General features: G+C 45.8%; 14 protein-coding genes. 7 read left to right on the top strand and 7 right to left on the bottom strand.

The features are described from left to right. Positions 1–312 precede the first annotated feature (312 nt). The 4 genes from BWI96_RS17170 (at position 313) to BWI96_RS17155 (ending at position 6358) form a co-directional block, all read left to right on the top strand. Positions 313–738 (top strand): hypothetical protein, encoded by a 426-nt coding sequence (locus BWI96_RS17170; RefSeq protein ID WP_106637767.1) that lies wholly within the window; start codon positions 313–315, stop codon positions 736–738. Between the two features lie 7 nt (positions 739–745). Next, entirely contained in the window at positions 746–1768 is a 1023-nt protein-coding gene (locus BWI96_RS17165) for an efflux RND transporter periplasmic adaptor subunit (RefSeq protein ID WP_106637766.1), read from the top strand. 115 nt (positions 1769–1883) lie between these two features. Further along, positions 1884–4967 carry an efflux RND transporter permease subunit gene (locus BWI96_RS17160; protein WP_106637765.1) on the top strand — a complete coding sequence of 1028 codons (3084 nt, stop codon included), beginning with the start codon at positions 1884–1886 and terminating at the stop codon, positions 4965–4967. Positions 4968–5041: 74 nt separating this feature from the next. Then, a complete protein-coding gene (locus BWI96_RS17155; RefSeq protein WP_106637764.1) occupies positions 5042–6358 on the top strand; it encodes a TolC family protein in 1317 nt (438 codons plus the stop codon). A gap of 93 nt (positions 6359–6451) precedes the next feature. Here BWI96_RS17155 and BWI96_RS17150 read toward each other — a convergent pair whose 3' ends face one another. The 4 genes from BWI96_RS17150 to BWI96_RS17135 form a co-directional block, all read right to left on the bottom strand. Then, positions 6452–6679 (bottom strand): hypothetical protein, encoded by a 228-nt coding sequence (locus tag BWI96_RS17150; protein ID WP_106637763.1) that lies wholly within the window; start codon positions 6677–6679, stop codon positions 6452–6454. Between the two features lie 4 nt (positions 6680–6683). Then, on the bottom strand, positions 6684–7649 hold the full coding sequence (locus tag BWI96_RS17145) for a hypothetical protein (RefSeq protein ID WP_106637762.1): 966 nt from the start codon (positions 7647–7649) through the stop codon (positions 6684–6686). Positions 7650–7811: 162 nt separating this feature from the next. Next, entirely contained in the window at positions 7812–8111 is a 300-nt protein-coding gene (locus tag BWI96_RS17140) for a hypothetical protein (protein ID WP_106637761.1), read from the bottom strand. Continuing rightward, positions 8096–9025, bottom strand: coding sequence for a hypothetical protein (locus BWI96_RS17135; RefSeq protein WP_106637760.1), 930 nt, complete (start codon positions 9023–9025; stop codon positions 8096–8098). The genes BWI96_RS17140 and BWI96_RS17135 overlap by 16 nt, the downstream gene beginning before the upstream one ends. Before the next feature lie 562 nt (positions 9026–9587). On the opposite strand from BWI96_RS17135, the gene BWI96_RS17130 reads away from it, so the two are divergent. Together BWI96_RS17130 and BWI96_RS17125 are read left to right on the top strand one after the other, a co-directional pair. After that, the gene (locus BWI96_RS17130) at positions 9588–9974 is read left to right on the top strand and encodes a hypothetical protein (RefSeq protein WP_106637759.1); all 387 of its coding nucleotides are present in this window, start codon (positions 9588–9590) and stop codon (positions 9972–9974) included. A 576-nt stretch (positions 9975–10550) separates the two neighbouring features. Continuing rightward, positions 10551–13541: an FAD-binding and (Fe-S)-binding domain-containing protein gene (locus BWI96_RS17125; RefSeq protein ID WP_106637758.1), complete on the top strand. Its 2991-nt coding sequence runs from the start codon at positions 10551–10553 to the stop codon at positions 13539–13541. 148 nt (positions 13542–13689) lie between these two features. Here BWI96_RS17125 and BWI96_RS23425 read toward each other — a convergent pair whose 3' ends face one another. Next, positions 13690–14046 (bottom strand): GNAT family N-acetyltransferase, encoded by a 357-nt coding sequence (locus BWI96_RS23425; RefSeq protein WP_198555288.1) that lies wholly within the window; start codon positions 14044–14046, stop codon positions 13690–13692. 643 nt (positions 14047–14689) lie between these two features. Between BWI96_RS23425 and BWI96_RS17115 the strand changes: the two genes are divergently transcribed. After that, positions 14690–15538, top strand: coding sequence for a pirin family protein (locus BWI96_RS17115; protein WP_198555284.1), 849 nt, complete (start codon positions 14690–14692; stop codon positions 15536–15538). Between the two features lie 110 nt (positions 15539–15648). Here the strand turns inward: BWI96_RS17115 and BWI96_RS17110 are convergent, their stop codons facing one another. Next, positions 15649–16080 (bottom strand): nuclear transport factor 2 family protein, encoded by a 432-nt coding sequence (locus BWI96_RS17110; protein WP_106637756.1) that lies wholly within the window; start codon positions 16078–16080, stop codon positions 15649–15651. A 72-nt stretch (positions 16081–16152) separates the two neighbouring features. Further along, positions 16153–16485, bottom strand: coding sequence for a tRNA-binding protein (locus tag BWI96_RS17105; RefSeq protein WP_106637755.1), 333 nt, complete (start codon positions 16483–16485; stop codon positions 16153–16155). Positions 16486–16883: the final 398 nt, after the last annotated feature.

Raw genomic sequence — 16883 nt, 5'->3', positions numbered from 1 at the left:
CAACCACGGCGGAAATACCTCTCTCCCCTGGCTGGTGTCCTCACCAGCCATTAATAAACCTAGGGGTTGGTGAGAATACCAACTAAGGCGGAGTGTCCTCACCAATCAGGGCGGATGATTCACCACGCTAAAGAACGGACTAGTTTTAAAACCGCCTCTTACCCAGACGCGATCAATCGCGTCTCTACAAAATAATTATCTTCCAGTGAAAAGCTGGTATCTCTAACTTCCCAAAAATTGCTTTTTGACTTTTGTCAAAGACTCTGGCCTTAACTTTTAGGACCTTTGCCTCACCAATCCAGAGTAAAAGCCATGAATAAGTTATCTCAATTAATGAATACGTCTGATCAACCGAAGCCTTCGCTGGTATTTATTACCGGCGAAGCTTCAATCGATCAGGCCATTGAGCGGATCATTCCTTTGATTAAACAAGGATATATCATCCGCGTATTTTACTTATCCAGTGATCTTTCTTCCCATTTTTCTAACCCAACATTAAAGGATTTAGAAAAAGACTTTATTACGCAGTTAAAAACCTATTACATTTCTATTGACTCCAGCCTTTACGACCCGGTGGTTGCCTTAGAAATGATTGAATCCTTTCTGAATAATTACGATAAAGAGCAACTATATTTCTTTTTATCCGATCAGGAAGAATGGAGTGATTGTATTCATCAACAATTGATTTTTTTAGGAGTAACTACCCGTCAAATTAACCTTCTGGAAATTGCCAGTTAATCAAATTATGAAAACGAAATATTATCCTGCCCTGCTCATGGGATTGGTATTAGCGAGTTGCCAGTCCAAGCCGTCCACCGAAAACGTGGTTACTACCGAATCTGCCGTACCCGTTATTACACAGGCAGCCTCCCTTTCTTCCAGCGAAAGCCAGCTATCGATCAGTGGTAATGTAGAAGGAAACCGAACCGTGAAACTTGGCTTTCTTGTGGCGGGGAAAGTCAATTACATCGCGGCGGCGGAAGGCCAAATGGTGTCTGCCGGAAAGGTATTAGCCAGCCTTGACCCCACAAGCTATAAGCTTGGCGTTGATGCGGCTAATGCCAGCGTCAGCCAGACTCAGGATGAATATAATCGACTCAAGCTCATGCATGATCGCAATAGTTTGAGCGATGCCGATTTCTCTAAAATCAGCAATGGCCTCAAGCAGGCGGAAGCTCAGGCGGGCTTACAAAAAAAGAATTTGTCTGATACAAAACTATACACTCCCTTCTCCGGCGTATTACTGAAAAAGAACACCGAAATCGGTGAAATTGTCGGATCAGGAATGCCCCTGTTTATCGTTTCGGATATTCAGAAAGTAAAGGTAAACGCGGCCGTTCCGGAATCTGAACTTCGGAATGTAAAAATCGGGCAGAAAGCTCAGGTTTATATTTCTGCTTTGGATAGTACATTCACCGGAAAAGTCATTGAAGTAGGTTCGGCGGCAGATGCTACCACGCGATCTTTTTCGGCTAAAATTGAGGTTAGTAATCCGAAGTTATTAATTCGTCCGGGAATGATTGCTGAGATAAAATTACCTTCCGCTAAAAAGTCGGAATTTCTAAGCTTACCTACTGAAGCCGTACTTCGGGATACTGATAATTCCTCGTACATCTACGTAGCCGATCCGCAGAAAAAACAAGCATTTAAACGTCGGGTTTCCATCGGTCGTTTACAGGATTCAACGATTGAGATTACCTCTGGTTTACAAAAAGGTGAACTGGTTATTACGGGCGGCCAGCAGAAATCCATGATGGTTCATCCGTAAGTTTTACGAATCCTTAATCTTAGGGTGTATAATCACAATCGTTGTTTTGTTTCATCTTCTTAAAAGACCGATTTAATACGATTGATCTGATCTTTTCAATCGGTCTCCTATAGTCATGAATTTTGTTAAATCATCGCTAAAATATTCGCAGGTCACCCTGACGGTGCTACTGATGGTCTTTGCCGTCGGCGTGCATTCCCTCCTGACCATGCCCCGGCGGGAAGACCCTAAAATTACCATTCGTACGGGTCTGGTGCTGGCCTATTATCCCGGAGCTAACTCAGCTCAGGTGGAAGATCAGGTCACTAAAAAACTAGAACAGTATCTTTTTCAATTTGAGGAAGTTAAAAAGTCAAAAACCTTTTCCACGACCCGTGACGGAGCCGTTGTCATTAACGTCGAACTGGAAGATAAGGTCAAAGACCCCGATATTTTCTGGAGTAAACTTCGCCACGAGTTACTGATTGCCAAAAGTCTATCCCTACCCGAAGGTGTACGCGGCCCGATTGTTAACTCTGATTTTGGAGATACAGAAGCCTTGGTCATTGGAATTGAATCGGATAAAGCTTCTTACAATGAACTGAAAAGCTACACGCAAAAAGTGGAAGATCAGATCCGAACGCTTCCAGCCGTTTCTAAAATTAAACGCATTGGCGAGCAGAAAGAGCAGATTCTCATCACCAGTAATTCGGAAAAACTGGCTCAATACGGCATTCCCTTTACGCAGGTCATGAACGTTCTGAAATCACAGAATGCCATTGGCCCTACGGGTAATGTAAAAACAGGCACCGCCGAAGTACCCCTTTACGCCAACGGTATTTATAATACGGAAAGTCAGATTGCCAGCCAGATCATCGGTACCTCCAAAACGGGTGAAGTGATTCGTCTGGGTGACGTCGCGACCATTACCCGCCAATATCAGGACCCCACCAGCACCACGACCGTGAATGGCCATAAAGCCCTGATGCTGGCCGTTGAAATGCACGAGGGAAATAACATTGTGAAGTTCGGCGATGAAGTGCAAGCTCAGTTGGAAGCCGTCCAGAAGTTATTACCATCCGAAGTAAAAATCACGACTATCGTTAACCAGCCGCATCTGGTCGATGAAAACGTGGGACACTTCATTCGGGAGTTTTTCCTGGCGATTGTTTCCGTCGTAATTGTGGTGATTTTGCTGTTACCCTTCCGCATTGCCACGGTGGCCGCCATGGCCATCCCCATGACGGTAGCCGTCACGTTTGCCTTATTACATGCCTTCGGAATCGAACTACATCAGGTATCACTGGCGGCTTTGATTGTGGTATTAGGAATGGTGGTGGATGATGCCATTGTTATTGCGGACAACTACGTAGAACTGCTAGACGAAGGCGTAGATCGCTGGACGGCAGCCTGGCGAAGTGCGAGTGATCTGGTCATCCCCGTATTGGCGGCCACAATTACCATTATTGCGTCCTTTATGCCCATGGTTATTCTGTCGGGTTCGGTGGGTGAATTCATTTTTGCTCTGCCCATTACCGTAGCTATTGCCCTGGCGGCCTCGTTTATTGTCGCCATGATTTTAACACCGCTGTTGTGTTATACCTTCATTAAAAAAGGCTTGCACGATCCTTCGGAGGCGAATAAGAAAAAACGTACTTCCTTACTCGACCGGATGCAAAATGGTTATAATCAGGCGATCGACTGGTGCATGCGTCACTCGGGTATTACCATTGTGGGAAGTTTGGTAACGGTTGCTCTGGCGGGGCTATTATTCACGCAGATTCGTCAGAAATTCTTCCCCGCTGCTGAACGTAACCAGTTTGTAGTAGAACTCTGGATGCCCACGGGAACCCAATTGGATAAGACCAAATCGGCGATTGAGAAGATTGAAAGTGTAATCAAAAAAGAGGATCGGGTGACGAGTTACGCGACCTTTACGGGCACGAGTGCTCCCCGGTTTTACTATAACTTCTCACCCGAGGTTCCTGTTACCAACTACGCTCAGATTCTGATTAATACCAAGGATATCCCAACCACGCAAAGTCTGGCAGCGGATCTTTCCAAACAGGTAGACGCTCTGGTTCCTGAAGGCCGCCCTCAGGTAAAACTCATGCAGCAGGGAACGGTTACGAAAGCTCCCATCGAGGTTCGGATTGTAGGCGATGATCTAAATACGCTGAAATCCATCGGTTTGCAGGTAGATAGTATCATTCGCAGCACGCCCGGCAGTGCCATGATTCGCACCGATTTCATGGAGGATTATTACGGCGTAAACATTAACCTGAAAGGCGAAGCCAGCCGACTCGGATTTACGACATCCAGTATTGCTCAAACGGTTTACGCGGGCTTTAACGGAGCTCCGGTAACGACGATGTACGAGGGAAATACCCCCGTTGATTTAGTAGTTCGGCTGGATGAAGCCAATCGTCGCAACTTCGATGATTTACAGAATACGTATCTGCCCTCGCCGGTAACGGGAGCCAGCGTTCCACTGCGTCAGATTGCAGACTTACAACCCGCCTGGCAAACGGGCCGCATCATGCACCGCAATGGGGTTCGAACACTAACGGTTCAGAGTGAAACGGCGAATAACCTTTTGCCTTCGGAGCTGCTGAAATCCGTTCGTCCGAAAATTGATAACCTGAAGTTACCCGCCGGGTATCGCATCGAGTACGGCGGTGAATTTGAAGGCCAGAAAGAAACCTTTAGTCAGATGGTGGTAGTCATGGCCATTAGTATTGTGCTGATTTTTCTGATTCTGCTATTCCAATTCCGCAATATCAAGGAAGCTCTGCTGGTGATGTTAACTATTCCGCTGAGTCTGTTCGGAGCGGTTCTGGGTCTATTCCTCACGCACAATAACTTCGGTTTTACGGCTTTCGTTGGGCTCATTAGCCTTTCGGGAATTGTGGTTCGGAACGCGATTATCCTCGTCGATCATACCAACGAATTACTCAAGCACGGCATGGACATTCCTACCGCCGCCGCCGAATCCGGGAAACGACGGTTACGCCCCATTTTCCTGACGGCAATGGCCGCAGCCATTGGGGTATTGCCCATGATTCTTTCGGGGTCACCGATGTGGAGTCCACTAGCCAGTGTGATTGCCGTGGGGGTAGTCTGGTCCATGATTATGGCCTTATTAACCGTGCCCGTTCTCTACGTCAAGATGATTAAACCGAAGGATAAAAAGTACATTCTAGAAGGAAATCACGCCTAATATTTCAACCCAACAGCCTGCCGAAGCAAAAAGGCATTCGGCAGGTTTTTCAAAGAAAACAAGACCTGAACGTCATGAAAAAGGTTCTTTTTTATAGTCTTCTGCTGATGAGTAGTTTTTACGCTCAGGCTCAGGAGGCCCTTACCCTGGATCAGGCCAAACGGATGGCCCTGCAAAGCAACCGTCTGGTAGGCATTCAAAGAGAGAAAGTTAAAGAAAACGAGTTAAAAGTGCTGGAAGCCAAAACCAAGAACAAACCCATGTTTCTGGCTTCGGGGACTTACCTTTTCAACGGAATCAAAAAAGACCTGGAACTTCCGATGGGAGCCTTCGGGCAGGTGGGCGGCACGTATCTTCCCCAGCAGAATATTCCGCTGTTCAAAGGCAAACATAACCTCTTACTGGGATCGGTAGCGGCCTATCAGCCCATTAGCCAATTGGGCAAAATCAAAGTAGGCGTTAAAGCCGCCGAAGCCGATGTCCGCATCGCAGAAACGCAGGTAAGCAAGGCCGAGCTGGAAGTATTACAAGGGGTTGAAAAGCTCTATTACGGAATGCTTATTGCCCAGAAACAACTCGACGAAGCCAACGCGAATGTGCAGTTAACGCAGGCTAAGTTATACGATGTTGAAAGTGCGTTACTGGCGGGCAAAACGGATGAAGTCTACAAGGTAGGTTTGCAGGCCGAGTTAGCGAACCAGCAACAAAAAGTCGTGCAGATTATGAACCAGATGGAAGATTACGCAGCCGATTTAAGAAATGTACTGGGTGTGCAGGACACCACCTCCTTTAAGCTGGCGGATGTACACGTGGAACCTGTTTCCATCCAAACGCTCGAAGCGTATCAGCAGGAAGCGAAAAATGCCAACCCGGACGTAAAACTGGCGAATCAGACGATTGAGAAAGTGAACTATGGGCTGGAAGCCGCCAAGAAGGATAAGTTACCCAACATTGGCGTAGTAGGCGGATATACGTATCAGAATGTGGTTTCTGATTTACCCAATAATAATTACTTTCTGGGCCTGAACCTCAGTTGGGATATTTATGATTTTGGCAAACGCAAATCGCAGGAGAATCAGCGACTTTCTCAGAAAAAACAGGCCGAAGAATACCTGGCGTATACACAAGAGGATGTAGCCGCAAAAATTGGTAAAGCGTATCGGAAAATCACGCAATCGCAGCGGTTAATCACAGTAGCCAATCAAGCGGTTACGTTACGCCGGGAAGAAGTACGGATGAAAACAAACGCCCGGGAGGCGGGATTAAAACTGGAGAAAGATTTACTGGAATCAAAAGTAAATCTGGCGAAAGCAGAACAGGATTTATACTCGGCTCAACTGGCGTATCGACTGGCCGTTGCAGAAATTAATACATTAACCGGAACGCGGTAACCTTCGCAGAAGAATACTTTATTAGCAAAAACGGCAGCAAAAAAGTTGTCGTTTTTTTATTGCCTAACAACAAGCAACGATGACCTAACAACGCTATTTCAAGGCATAAGCCTGAGCCGGATTTCCTTTTTCCAGCTTAATTCGTACGCCATCGATTTCGGAAGGAATTCGTTTTTCCCATTCCGCACCGAAACTTCTGACTCGGATGAGAATGTATTCTTTTTCGTTCTCCCGCCGAATCGAAACCCCCAGAAACTCCTGTTTGTCACAGAGTTGCCGGGAAAGTTCTTTTTTTATTTCACCTACCGTACTCATTTTCATAGCATTATCCGAATGTAACGTTCAAAGCTTTCAGGACTTGGGCAATCGGATTGGCGAAAGTCAGATTCCCGTCTCCGGCGAATAACAAACCAACCACTAATCCCGTTCCAGCCTGTAAAATAAGTGAACCGGAATCGCCTGGTTGTGAGAACGAACTACCGTTTTCACTTTCAATCTCCAGTTGGTCAATGAAATAAGCCTGTTTGTGCCCGAAACTTACGGGTAAATCCGTGGTTAACGAAACAATTTTTCCTTTCGTAAAACCCGTTGTTCGACCGTATTTCACGACTTCCATCCCATACGTAGGGACGGTAATGCCCGTAATGGCAGGCAAAGCCGGATTCGATGGAGGAAAGGTAGTGGAAATCAATGAATTATCCAAAGGTTCTGCCAAAGCTGCGTCTACTTCATTAGACCCCGAAAAGTCAATAGGTACAAATCGGGCCAGTTTAGCTACCTGATCTTTCGCTGTCCCGCCATCCCGACTGCCGGGTTGCCAGATTGCATCTCCCGGCGTGGCTTCATTTCCATTGGCAAAGACGTGGTTATTACTCAGCCAGAACGGTTTGCCTTCGTCATAAACCACCCCTCCCAGCGTACCCGCCGAAACCTGATTGTGGCCGATAGAAATACCGTAAGGCAAAGGCCGCTGACGGGTTTGAATAGGGCCGTTTAAAGCCCTGATGCGGTCAGTAGCTACGAGTCGCAAATCAGTCTCTTCTACCTCTAGCACCTGCATGAGAGCTTTTACTTCTTCTGCGGATAAAGGCTTTTGTAACAGAATCCGCATGTGGTAATCATCCAGTCCGTCCCGCCCAATACCGATCCCTGCAATGGCCGGTGGTTGCATCAGGTTATGACTCGTTTCTAAAACGGACTCCAGCCCAAAAGCTCTGATAATTTTATGTTGAGAGGCCAGTAATTGACCCGATAAAAGATTTTTCGCTTCAACTGCTTTCTGATAATCCATTACTCTGGGTTGAAATGGTTTGAGGTACTTACTTAATGGTTTGAGGAAGTTTGAGTAATGCGTTTGATAGAAAAGTTCGAGAGTTTGATTAAAGGTTTGACGTTTGATTGGACTTTGCTTGGCAAACGTTATCAAACTACATCAAACATAGTCTAATCAAACTCAGGTAAATGAAGCCCGGCTGCTTAATTTATCCGCTCGGATTAATTGCCCATCCGACTGAAACAGCATATAATTCAATTCCACCGAGGCATGATATTCAATCTCTGCATTCCACCAGAGTCGCTTGGTAATCTGATACGCTCCCTTCGAACTCACCTGCAAACGAAGGTGATAAGCCGAATGGTTCATTAGTAACTGGGACAACTGTTCCAGCGGTTGGATCATAAAGGCGTTTTCCCTGGTTCCCTCCTGCTTCAGTTGAACATGAGTGGTCTGGATTACCGTCAAAGCGGCCTGCAAGTCGTTCCATTCTTGGATAAGTTGTTGCAGGCGAAACTTTTTTTCATCCGTATCAGCCAGGTGTGCAGACGTTCCAGCAACCCCGGCACAGCCTCCGCTGCTTCTGCCGCCAATTGAAGCGATTGAGCTAACGAATGCCACTGTTCTACAAAAGGTGAAGTCACTCCGGTTTTATAGACGGGATATAACTTCGGATAATAAATTTCCAGCTTTAATCCGGCCCTTAAGGCTTCTTTTTGCAGTAATGCCACCGCGTCCTCTTCCGTTAGTAAGGAAGACTGACTGCGAATGTCTACCTCCTTTTTAAACAACTGCACCAGATCGGCGGCCGATTTGACAATTCCGCTGGCCAGAGCGGGTACAGCAATCAACCCAATTCCTACGTTTTGCGACTCAGCTAAGGGTTGGTTTTCCAGCCAGGCATTCGCCCGTCGGATGATTTGTTGGGTACGCTGAAAAACTTGTTCAGATGCTTTATGAAGTGATTGGATCTGATCCAGCAACAGGCGATAGTGATGAACAGCCCAGGCATCCTGCTCCTGATAAATAATGAGCTGTGACGACTGAAGATTTACCTGATCGCCGAGCCATTGCTGAATCAGGCTTCGCAGTTGCTGATTAACGGAATCCAGTATTTGCGGGAAAACGACCCCTTCACCGACGGTCAAGCCCCCACTAGGAAGGGTAACGGGCGTTGCCGGAGTTTCCGTCAGGCTAGTGAGGGATTTCAGTTTACCCACTTGAGCAGCTACTGTTTCTTCCAGTGCCAAGTCTCGCCGGGCCTGCCGAATGGCTCGTTCGCCTTCGGCCATTTGCTTTTCCGCTTCAATCTGTTCGGCTTTTGCTTTGGCTAAAGCGGCCTCCTTCTGAGCTTGCTTTAAAGGATCATCTCCGGCCTGTTCTGGATATGCCATGTACTACTAGAGGTTAAGGTTCGGTTGTTTTCCGGCTGTGTTTCCAAATTAGAACAAACCGCTGGCTCAATCAAACGATCCTCGCGTTTTATTCGGTCGAGCGACTAAAATCTACGGATAATAGCGGAGCTCAGACCTCCACTTCCTTCATTTTTCACAAAAGATTAACCTTCGGGTAACATTCATTTTTCTTCTTTTTTCTTGACTCAACCAAGAAATTATTGACTATTGAGAAGATTCAAAGGTCCATTTACCTTTCATCCCGATTAATCATCCGTTCATCCTCGATTTAGATAAAAAAGCCTTTTGCTTGCAACGCTGGCCGTTTCCATCGCATCATTGGTACGTAATTCAAACGAAAAGTAAGGCTTGAGTTAGTAAACGAATACTACCATTCATCACACTAGATAGCCACACATACTACTTTGTATTACATAGTACCTTTCAGTCCATTATCTTTGAATCATCAATCAGGGCAAAACACCCGAAATTGATAAAGCCATGAAATTCTAAAAACATAACACGAACCTTTTTGTCAAACCAGTATCAATCTATAAAAGCCATGAAAACTTCAATCAAATCCATCTTCGCTGCTGCTCTTGTTGCTCTTTCTTTCGTTAGCGTAAACGCTGCTTCTCTGGAAGATCCTAAAGAAACCGCTAAAGCCTCTTACGCCGTTAATGTCTTCAAAGGCAAAGAAGGTAAAGTGAACTTCCTGTTGGAAAAAGTTCAAGGTAAAAAACTGAATGTAACGCTCCGCAACGGTAAAGGTGAAATTCTCTTTAATGAAAATATTACGAAGAATGCAAAAGGTTACGCCCGTCGTTTTGACGTAGCCAGCCTGGCCGATGGGACTTACTCCATTGAAGTATCTGACGGAGAAACAAAACTGAAAAAAGACTTCGTCATCAGCACGGATCAACCTTCTCGTACGATTGCAGTAAACTAATTTTTTATGAACGAGTAAAACGTGGTAGGTATGCAGCTGTTCTCTCATGATAGTCCTGGGCCGTAAGGTCTGGGACTATTTTTTTGCTAGCATTGCCCGGGTTATCAACCGAGGATATCCGAATGTCACGCCCCAGTAACTACCACTTACGTATTATTGATTTTCGTTCGTCCGCGTTTTCTAATCTACACTCCCTGTCATTCAAAACGAAGCAAAGGATCTTCTCTCGTTCTCAGAAAAATTATCTTAAAAGAAACATAACCTCTCACCCGTAAGGTCTCTCACTTCGTTCGAGATGACCGACAGGGGTATACTGGTTCGGATTTATTCCGCTCTTTCGGATTTGCAATCCGAAAGCAAATCTGTCAGGGATTTATTATCCCGCAGTAACGTTAATCCCTTCATTACCTTAACCAGAACCGATCAATCGCGTCTCTGCAGTGGAGTTTGTCCGTGGCTTCAAAAGAAAACCATCTCCAAATAATCTTTTGTAAAAAGCAAAAACTGAAAATGGTAATACCGTAAACTATTCACCCGATCGGTTACCTTTGTAGCCCCGAAGCAATAAAACGAATCATGACTACAGCAACGGATCGATTAATTACGAAGTCCTCAGTTCCGACCGAAGCTCTCCGTGACCTTGCCACCCAACTCGAAGGCGAATTCTACTACGACGAAACCATGCGTACGCTTTACGCTACTGATGCTTCAGCGTACCGGGAATTTCCAACGGCGGTGGCCCTTCCTAAAACGCAGGAAGATCTAAAAATCCTTATCGCTTTTGCCCGTCAGCATCGCACTTCGCTCATTCCCCGTACCGCCGGAACCTCACTGGCGGGTCAGGTAGTTGGAGCAGGTATCGTGGTAGACGTTTCCAAATATTTTACTAAAATCCTGGAAATAAATCCACAGGAAGGTTGGGTGCGGGTGCAACCCGGCGTCGTTCGCGATGAACTGAACCTTTTTCTGAAACCCTACGGATTTTTATTCGGCCCCGAAACCTCTACGGCCAACCGGGCCATGATTGGAGGAATGGTAGGGAATAACTCCTGCGGTTCTAACTCCGTGGTTTACGGTTCCACGCGGGAGCACGTGATGGAAGTTAAAGCCCTTCTGGCCGACGGCTCGGAAGCTACCTTTGGTTCCCAGGCTTCTCAAAGTCCGTTCATTCAGTCTTTATTGAAGAAAAGTAATGCGGTTGAAGGCCTTTCCAATTCTCTGGAAGCGAACATTTACCGTCAGACTTTCGATATTCTTTCGAATCCAGATAATCAGCAGGAAATTCGGAAGAACTTTCCTAAACCCAGCATCGAACGCCGGAATACGGGTTATGCCCTGGATATGCTCCTGAATTGTGAGCCTTTCACGCCCGGCGGCATGGATTTCAACTTCTGTCAACTGATTGCAGGTTCGGAAGGAACGCTCTGTTTTCTAACGGAAATCAAACTGCATATTAACCCGCTACCTCCCAAAGAAGCCGGACTGGTTTGTGTGCACTTTCATTCGGTGGATGAAGCTCTGCGGGCGAACATCATCGCCATGCAGTACAATCCTTCGGCGAGTGAGCTGATTGATCACTACATTCTGGAGTGTACCAAGGAAAACATCGAACAGAGTAAAAACCGTTTCTTCGTACAGGGTGATCCGGGAGCAATTCTGGTCGTTGAATTCCGTCGGGAAACGCAGGAAGAAGTACTGGAAGTAGCCGCCCGAATGGAAGCGGAAATGAAGGCGGCCCATCTGGGTTACCACTTCCCTATCCTTTTTGGTGCGGATACCGGTAAAATCTGGACTTTGCGTAAAGCTGGATTAGGCTTGTTATCCAACCTGCCCGGCGACGAAAAAGCCGTAGCCGTGATTGAAGATACCACGGTGGATATTCATGATCTACCCGATTTTATTCGGGATTTCAATGAAATTCTGGCTCAGAATAACATGAGTGCCGTACACTATGCTCACGCAGGTTCGGGTGAGATTCACTTACGGCCCATCATTAACCTCAAAACGAAAGAGGGAAATCAGCAATTCCGCTTAATTGCCGAAGAGATTGCCCGGCTGGTAAAGAAATACGACGGTTCGCTTTCGGGTGAACACGGCGACGGTCGTCTGCGGGGCGAGTTTATTTCCTGGATGGTGGGTGATAAGAATTACGCTTTAATGAAAGAGGTAAAGCGTATGTGGGATCCAGAGAACATTTTCAATCCCGGCAAGGTCGTGGATACGCCTCCCATGGATACCTTCCTGCGGTACGAACCTGGTCAGGAAACACCGGAGTTCAAAACCTTTTTCCGGTATCAGAATCAGAATGTTTTGCAACATGCTGAGCAATGCAACGGCTCGGGTGATTGTCGCAAGACCGAGCTAAGCGGAGGTACCATGTGCCCTAGTTTCATGGCAACGCGAAACGAAAAGGAAACCACGCGGGCACGGGCCAATATTCTCCGGGAATTTCTGACCAACTCTACGCAAACCAATCGCTTCGCCCATGAGGAAATCAAGGAAGTACTGGATTTGTGTCTGCTTTGTAAAGGTTGCAAGGCTGAATGTCCTTCCAATGTGGACATGGCTAAGCTTAAAATGGAATTTCTGCAACATTACTATGAGGAGAAAGGTATTCCGCTGCGTTCCCGACTGGTAGCAAACTTTACCTCCCTTAATAAGCTGGCAAGTTTGGCTCCCTGGGCCTACAACGGCATTTTTGATACCCCTGCTCTTAGACGCATCGCTAACCGGATGGTAGGCTTCCATCCCGACCGGACGATGCCATTACTGGCCAAACAGACCTTTACCAACTGGTGGAACAAAGAAGGGAAATCGAAAAACTCGCAGGGCCGGAGCTTCTACTTGTTCGCGGACGAATTCACTAATTATAATGACGTTGAAGTAGGTAAGAAAGTCGTACAACTCTTTGAACGACTGGGTTATAACGTGATGCTTCCCGGCGAAAATATGCAATCGGGACGGCCTCAGTTATCGAAAGGATTACTGAAAATGGCCAAGGAAGTAGCCAACCGCAACGTTCGACTGCTTCGCACGCTTATTACCCAGGAAACGCCACTGGTGGGTGTTGAACCTTCTGCGATTCTTACCTTCCGGGATGAATATCCTGATCTGGTAAACGACGATCTGGTAAACGATGCCAAAGCCATTGCTTCTCACGTGTACACCTTTGAAGAGTTTCTGGCTCAGGAGCTGGACGCGAAACGCATCAAAGCCGACCAGTTCACAACCGAAAAACGACTCATTAAACTGCATGGGCACTGCCAGCAGAAAGCGATGAGTTCGCTCGTGCCGAGTAAGAAAATCCTGTCCTTACCGGCCAACTATGAAGTACAATTGATTCCTTCGGGTTGCTGTGGCATGGCAGGTAGTTTCGGTTACGAAGCCGAGCATTTTGACGTTTCGATGAAAATTGGCGAGCTGGTTTTATTTCCAACGATTCGAAAACAGCCCGAAGAAGTAATCATCGCCGCAGCCGGTACCAGTTGCCGCCACCAAATCCACGACGGAACGGGCCGCAAAGCCCTGCACCCAGCGGAAATTTTGTGGAATGCACTGAAAAAATAAAGTAATAAAGGCGGCTCTGAGAGCCGCCTTTATTGTTTGGAATTCCTATACCCAGATGGCTTTCGGATTGTAATTCAGAAAGAGCGATAAAAATTACCTCAGATCGCTTTCAATTTTATTGATCACCTCTTTGTTCGATTGGTCAAAATCAAACTCTTTCACAAATGCACACCTTTTCAAGCACTTTGATGGAAGCGGTATTTTCTACTCTAGCTCTTCCAATAATCGTTTTTAGTTTTAAAGTATTAAACCCATAGTGAATACAGGCCTTTGCACTTTCAGTAGCATATCCCTTATTCCAGTGCTCTTCAAAAAACCTGAAACCAATATTCGTTTCTCCTAAACTTCTATCATACTTAAGTCCCCACCAGCCTAGAAATGCATGGGTTGATTTGTGAATCACCGTCCATCTTCCAAAACCATTTATTTCATAGTTCTTGTAGTGTTCAAGAAATTCCTGAGCTTCCTCTATACTCGTGAATGCTGAATTTCCTGTATATTTTATGACGTTGGGGTTAAGGTTTCATCGATAAAAATTTACGGCATCGCTTGCATCCCATTCCCTCATTAGTAACCTATTGGTTTCTAAAATTATTTTCATGCTACATAAAATTGCCTAAGCTTTTACTATCAAGATAGTATCCTCCGCAGTCGCTCGGCTCTGCCGAGTGACCACCTAGTTGTAGGCCTCTGGCCGTCTTTCGCGAATAAATATAGGTGACCAAGTACTTACTTGTCCCAAAGGTCTTTTAATACCACCCGGCCAGAGACCTATAGCTATTTCGTTACTCGGCAAAGCCGATCAACTACAAGTAGATGTGTTTTTCTGTAATGTAGAGACGCGACTTCATCGCGTCTACTCGGGGAATAAAGATCCATTTCAATCGTAACAAAAGCAGCCTCTACCCAGACGCGATGAAGTCGCGTCTCTACCTAATCTATAGTTACTCAGCTCTGCCGAGTGTAAATACGAAGGTCTTGGATGCGAATGCATAGGGAGGATTTTACTAAAAATGTCAGAATTTAATATGCAAAAACCTTTCCCTCTAAATGACCAATTCGCATTACCCCATTCACAAAATAAGCTTAGCCTTTTGAACTAAAAACCATCAAATTTTGATATATATGTATATACATATATTTTAATCATGACCTTACGATCCATCCATAAAATCATTCATCCTCAGCCTCGACCCATGGGTCCGCTGACGATGCATCAGCCACTTCCAGCCGCGGGACTTGATCAGATCGATCCTTTTCTGTTATTGCACCACCACGGTCCGCAGGTATTTCCGGCTCATAACAATGGACTTCCTTTTTCGCCTCACCCTCACCGGGGTTTTGAAACGGTTACTTTCATTTACGAAGGCGATGTACAACACCGGGATAGCAGCGGCTTTGCCAGCACGATAAAAAAAGGGGGCGTTCAATGGATGACAACGGGAAGCGGACTGGTTCACGCCGAAGAATCCTCAGAGGAATTTCTCGAATCGGGTGGCCCTGTTGAGTTAATCCAGCTTTGGACGAATTTGCCCGCTCGTTATAAAATGGTGAAACCAAACTACACGGGTTTACAGGAAAAGGACATTCCCTTAGCCTCTGTTGATAAAGGCTCAGTAGCCGTTATTTCTGGAGAATGGAATGGCATAAAAGGCCCCATTCAACCGCTCATTGACCTTTCCCTTGCGAATGTAAGTCTGCAAACGGGTGGTTCTTTTACCCGAACTATTCCCGCCCAACAGAACATTTTGTTTTACCTACTCAATGGTTCAATCATCGTGAATGGACGGGAAGTCAATAACCGTTCTTTAGTACAATTCGCTAACGATGGTGATGAAATTACGGTGGAAGCCACCAGCGATTCCCGCATTCTGATTGGTTCTGCAGAGCCTTTAAACGAACCTGTTGTAGCACACGGGCCTTTTGTGATGAACACCTACGAAGAAATTCAACAGGCCATTAAGGATTATCAGTTGGGCAAAATGGGGGTTTTGTAATGAGGAGTTAACCATCTTTTGCTTTATTTCGCTTACTATTCAATAAAATAAAACGGTCCTGAAACTAAGTTTTCAGGACCGTTTTTCTATACCGATGTACATGACAACCCTCAACTAACTTTATACGCCTGTCTACCCAGCAATACCCATTTCCCTTTTTCCTTTATCCAGGTCAGTAATACCCCAATTTTCACCTGGCCTGCCTGACCTTTGTTGGCCGTTTCGCCAGTAAGAATATGCCTTACCAAGGCCGTATTACCCACAATCGTGATGGTTTGATCAGTCAGGGTAATGGACTTGAAAACAGAATTTCCATTCGTCAAATTATCAACAAACGCCGCCTTATCTTCCACGATACCGCTGGAATGTCCATAATTCAATTGGTCGTTGGTGATGGCGTTTAGTGCACGTTTATCCCCTTTGATCATCGCCGCTTTGAGTTGTTCTACGGCTTCGGCTACTGCTGTCTCGTCTTTCGACTGAGCCTGACTCGCAAAAGCGATCAGTACCAGACTCAGGTATAACACAATCGTTTTCTTCATCACAAAAGATATTTTATTTGTCGAGGTATGTTTAAACAAGGACGGTAATAAACGCCCGCTCCCCTTGTTTTCCTAGATCAGTCTCGTGCCGTTAGGAACTATACGTTCAGGTTGGGAAAGTACAATATTCCCCTGCTCATCCGCAAAACCGGTTACGAGCACTTCAGAGAAAAAGTTAGCAATCTGCCGAGGCGGGAAATTTGTCACCGCGATTACCTGTTTACCTACCAATTCTTCTTTCGTATACAGAGCTGTAATTTGAGCTGAAGAACGCTTCTCGCCAATTTCCGGGCCAAAATCAATGAGTAACTGGTAGGCAGGTTTGCGGGCTTTGGGAAAGTCTTCTACTTGAATTATAGTGCCCACTCTGATTTCCACGGCCTCAAATTCATTCCAGGTAATCATGGTGTAAAGAGATTAAGTAATGTTATAAAACGGGCTTGCGAAGAAAGCTACGTTTTTGCTATTCAACATAAAAAAAGGCTTTCCCTAGCGGAAAGGCCTCTTGTAGGAAATTAATGAATCCTCTAAAAATAAAGTCTCCGATCCGAGAAACCCGAATCGGAGAGCGGCGTCTATCCAACCCACGTTATACCCGATCTGCAGACGCAGCGAGATCGAGTGAGATTATTATGAATGCCCTGAGGGCGATCAATTCGAATTAATACCTAAATGAATAGTACAATTTGATTTCCTAATATCCTCCATCCTAGGCGATGGTGTATTCCGGTCTCAAGCTGTGTCATTTGTTCTGCAACATTACAAGTTTTTTCTCAATTTGCTACGCTTGTATCCTATTTTTT

This window comes from Siphonobacter sp. SORGH_AS_0500 (assembly GCF_002838835.1).
Taxonomy (GTDB): Bacteria; Bacteroidota; Bacteroidia; order Cytophagales; family Spirosomataceae; genus Siphonobacter.
Note: the sequence above shows the minus strand (reverse complement) of the source record. Positions and strands in the feature narration are given on the sequence as shown.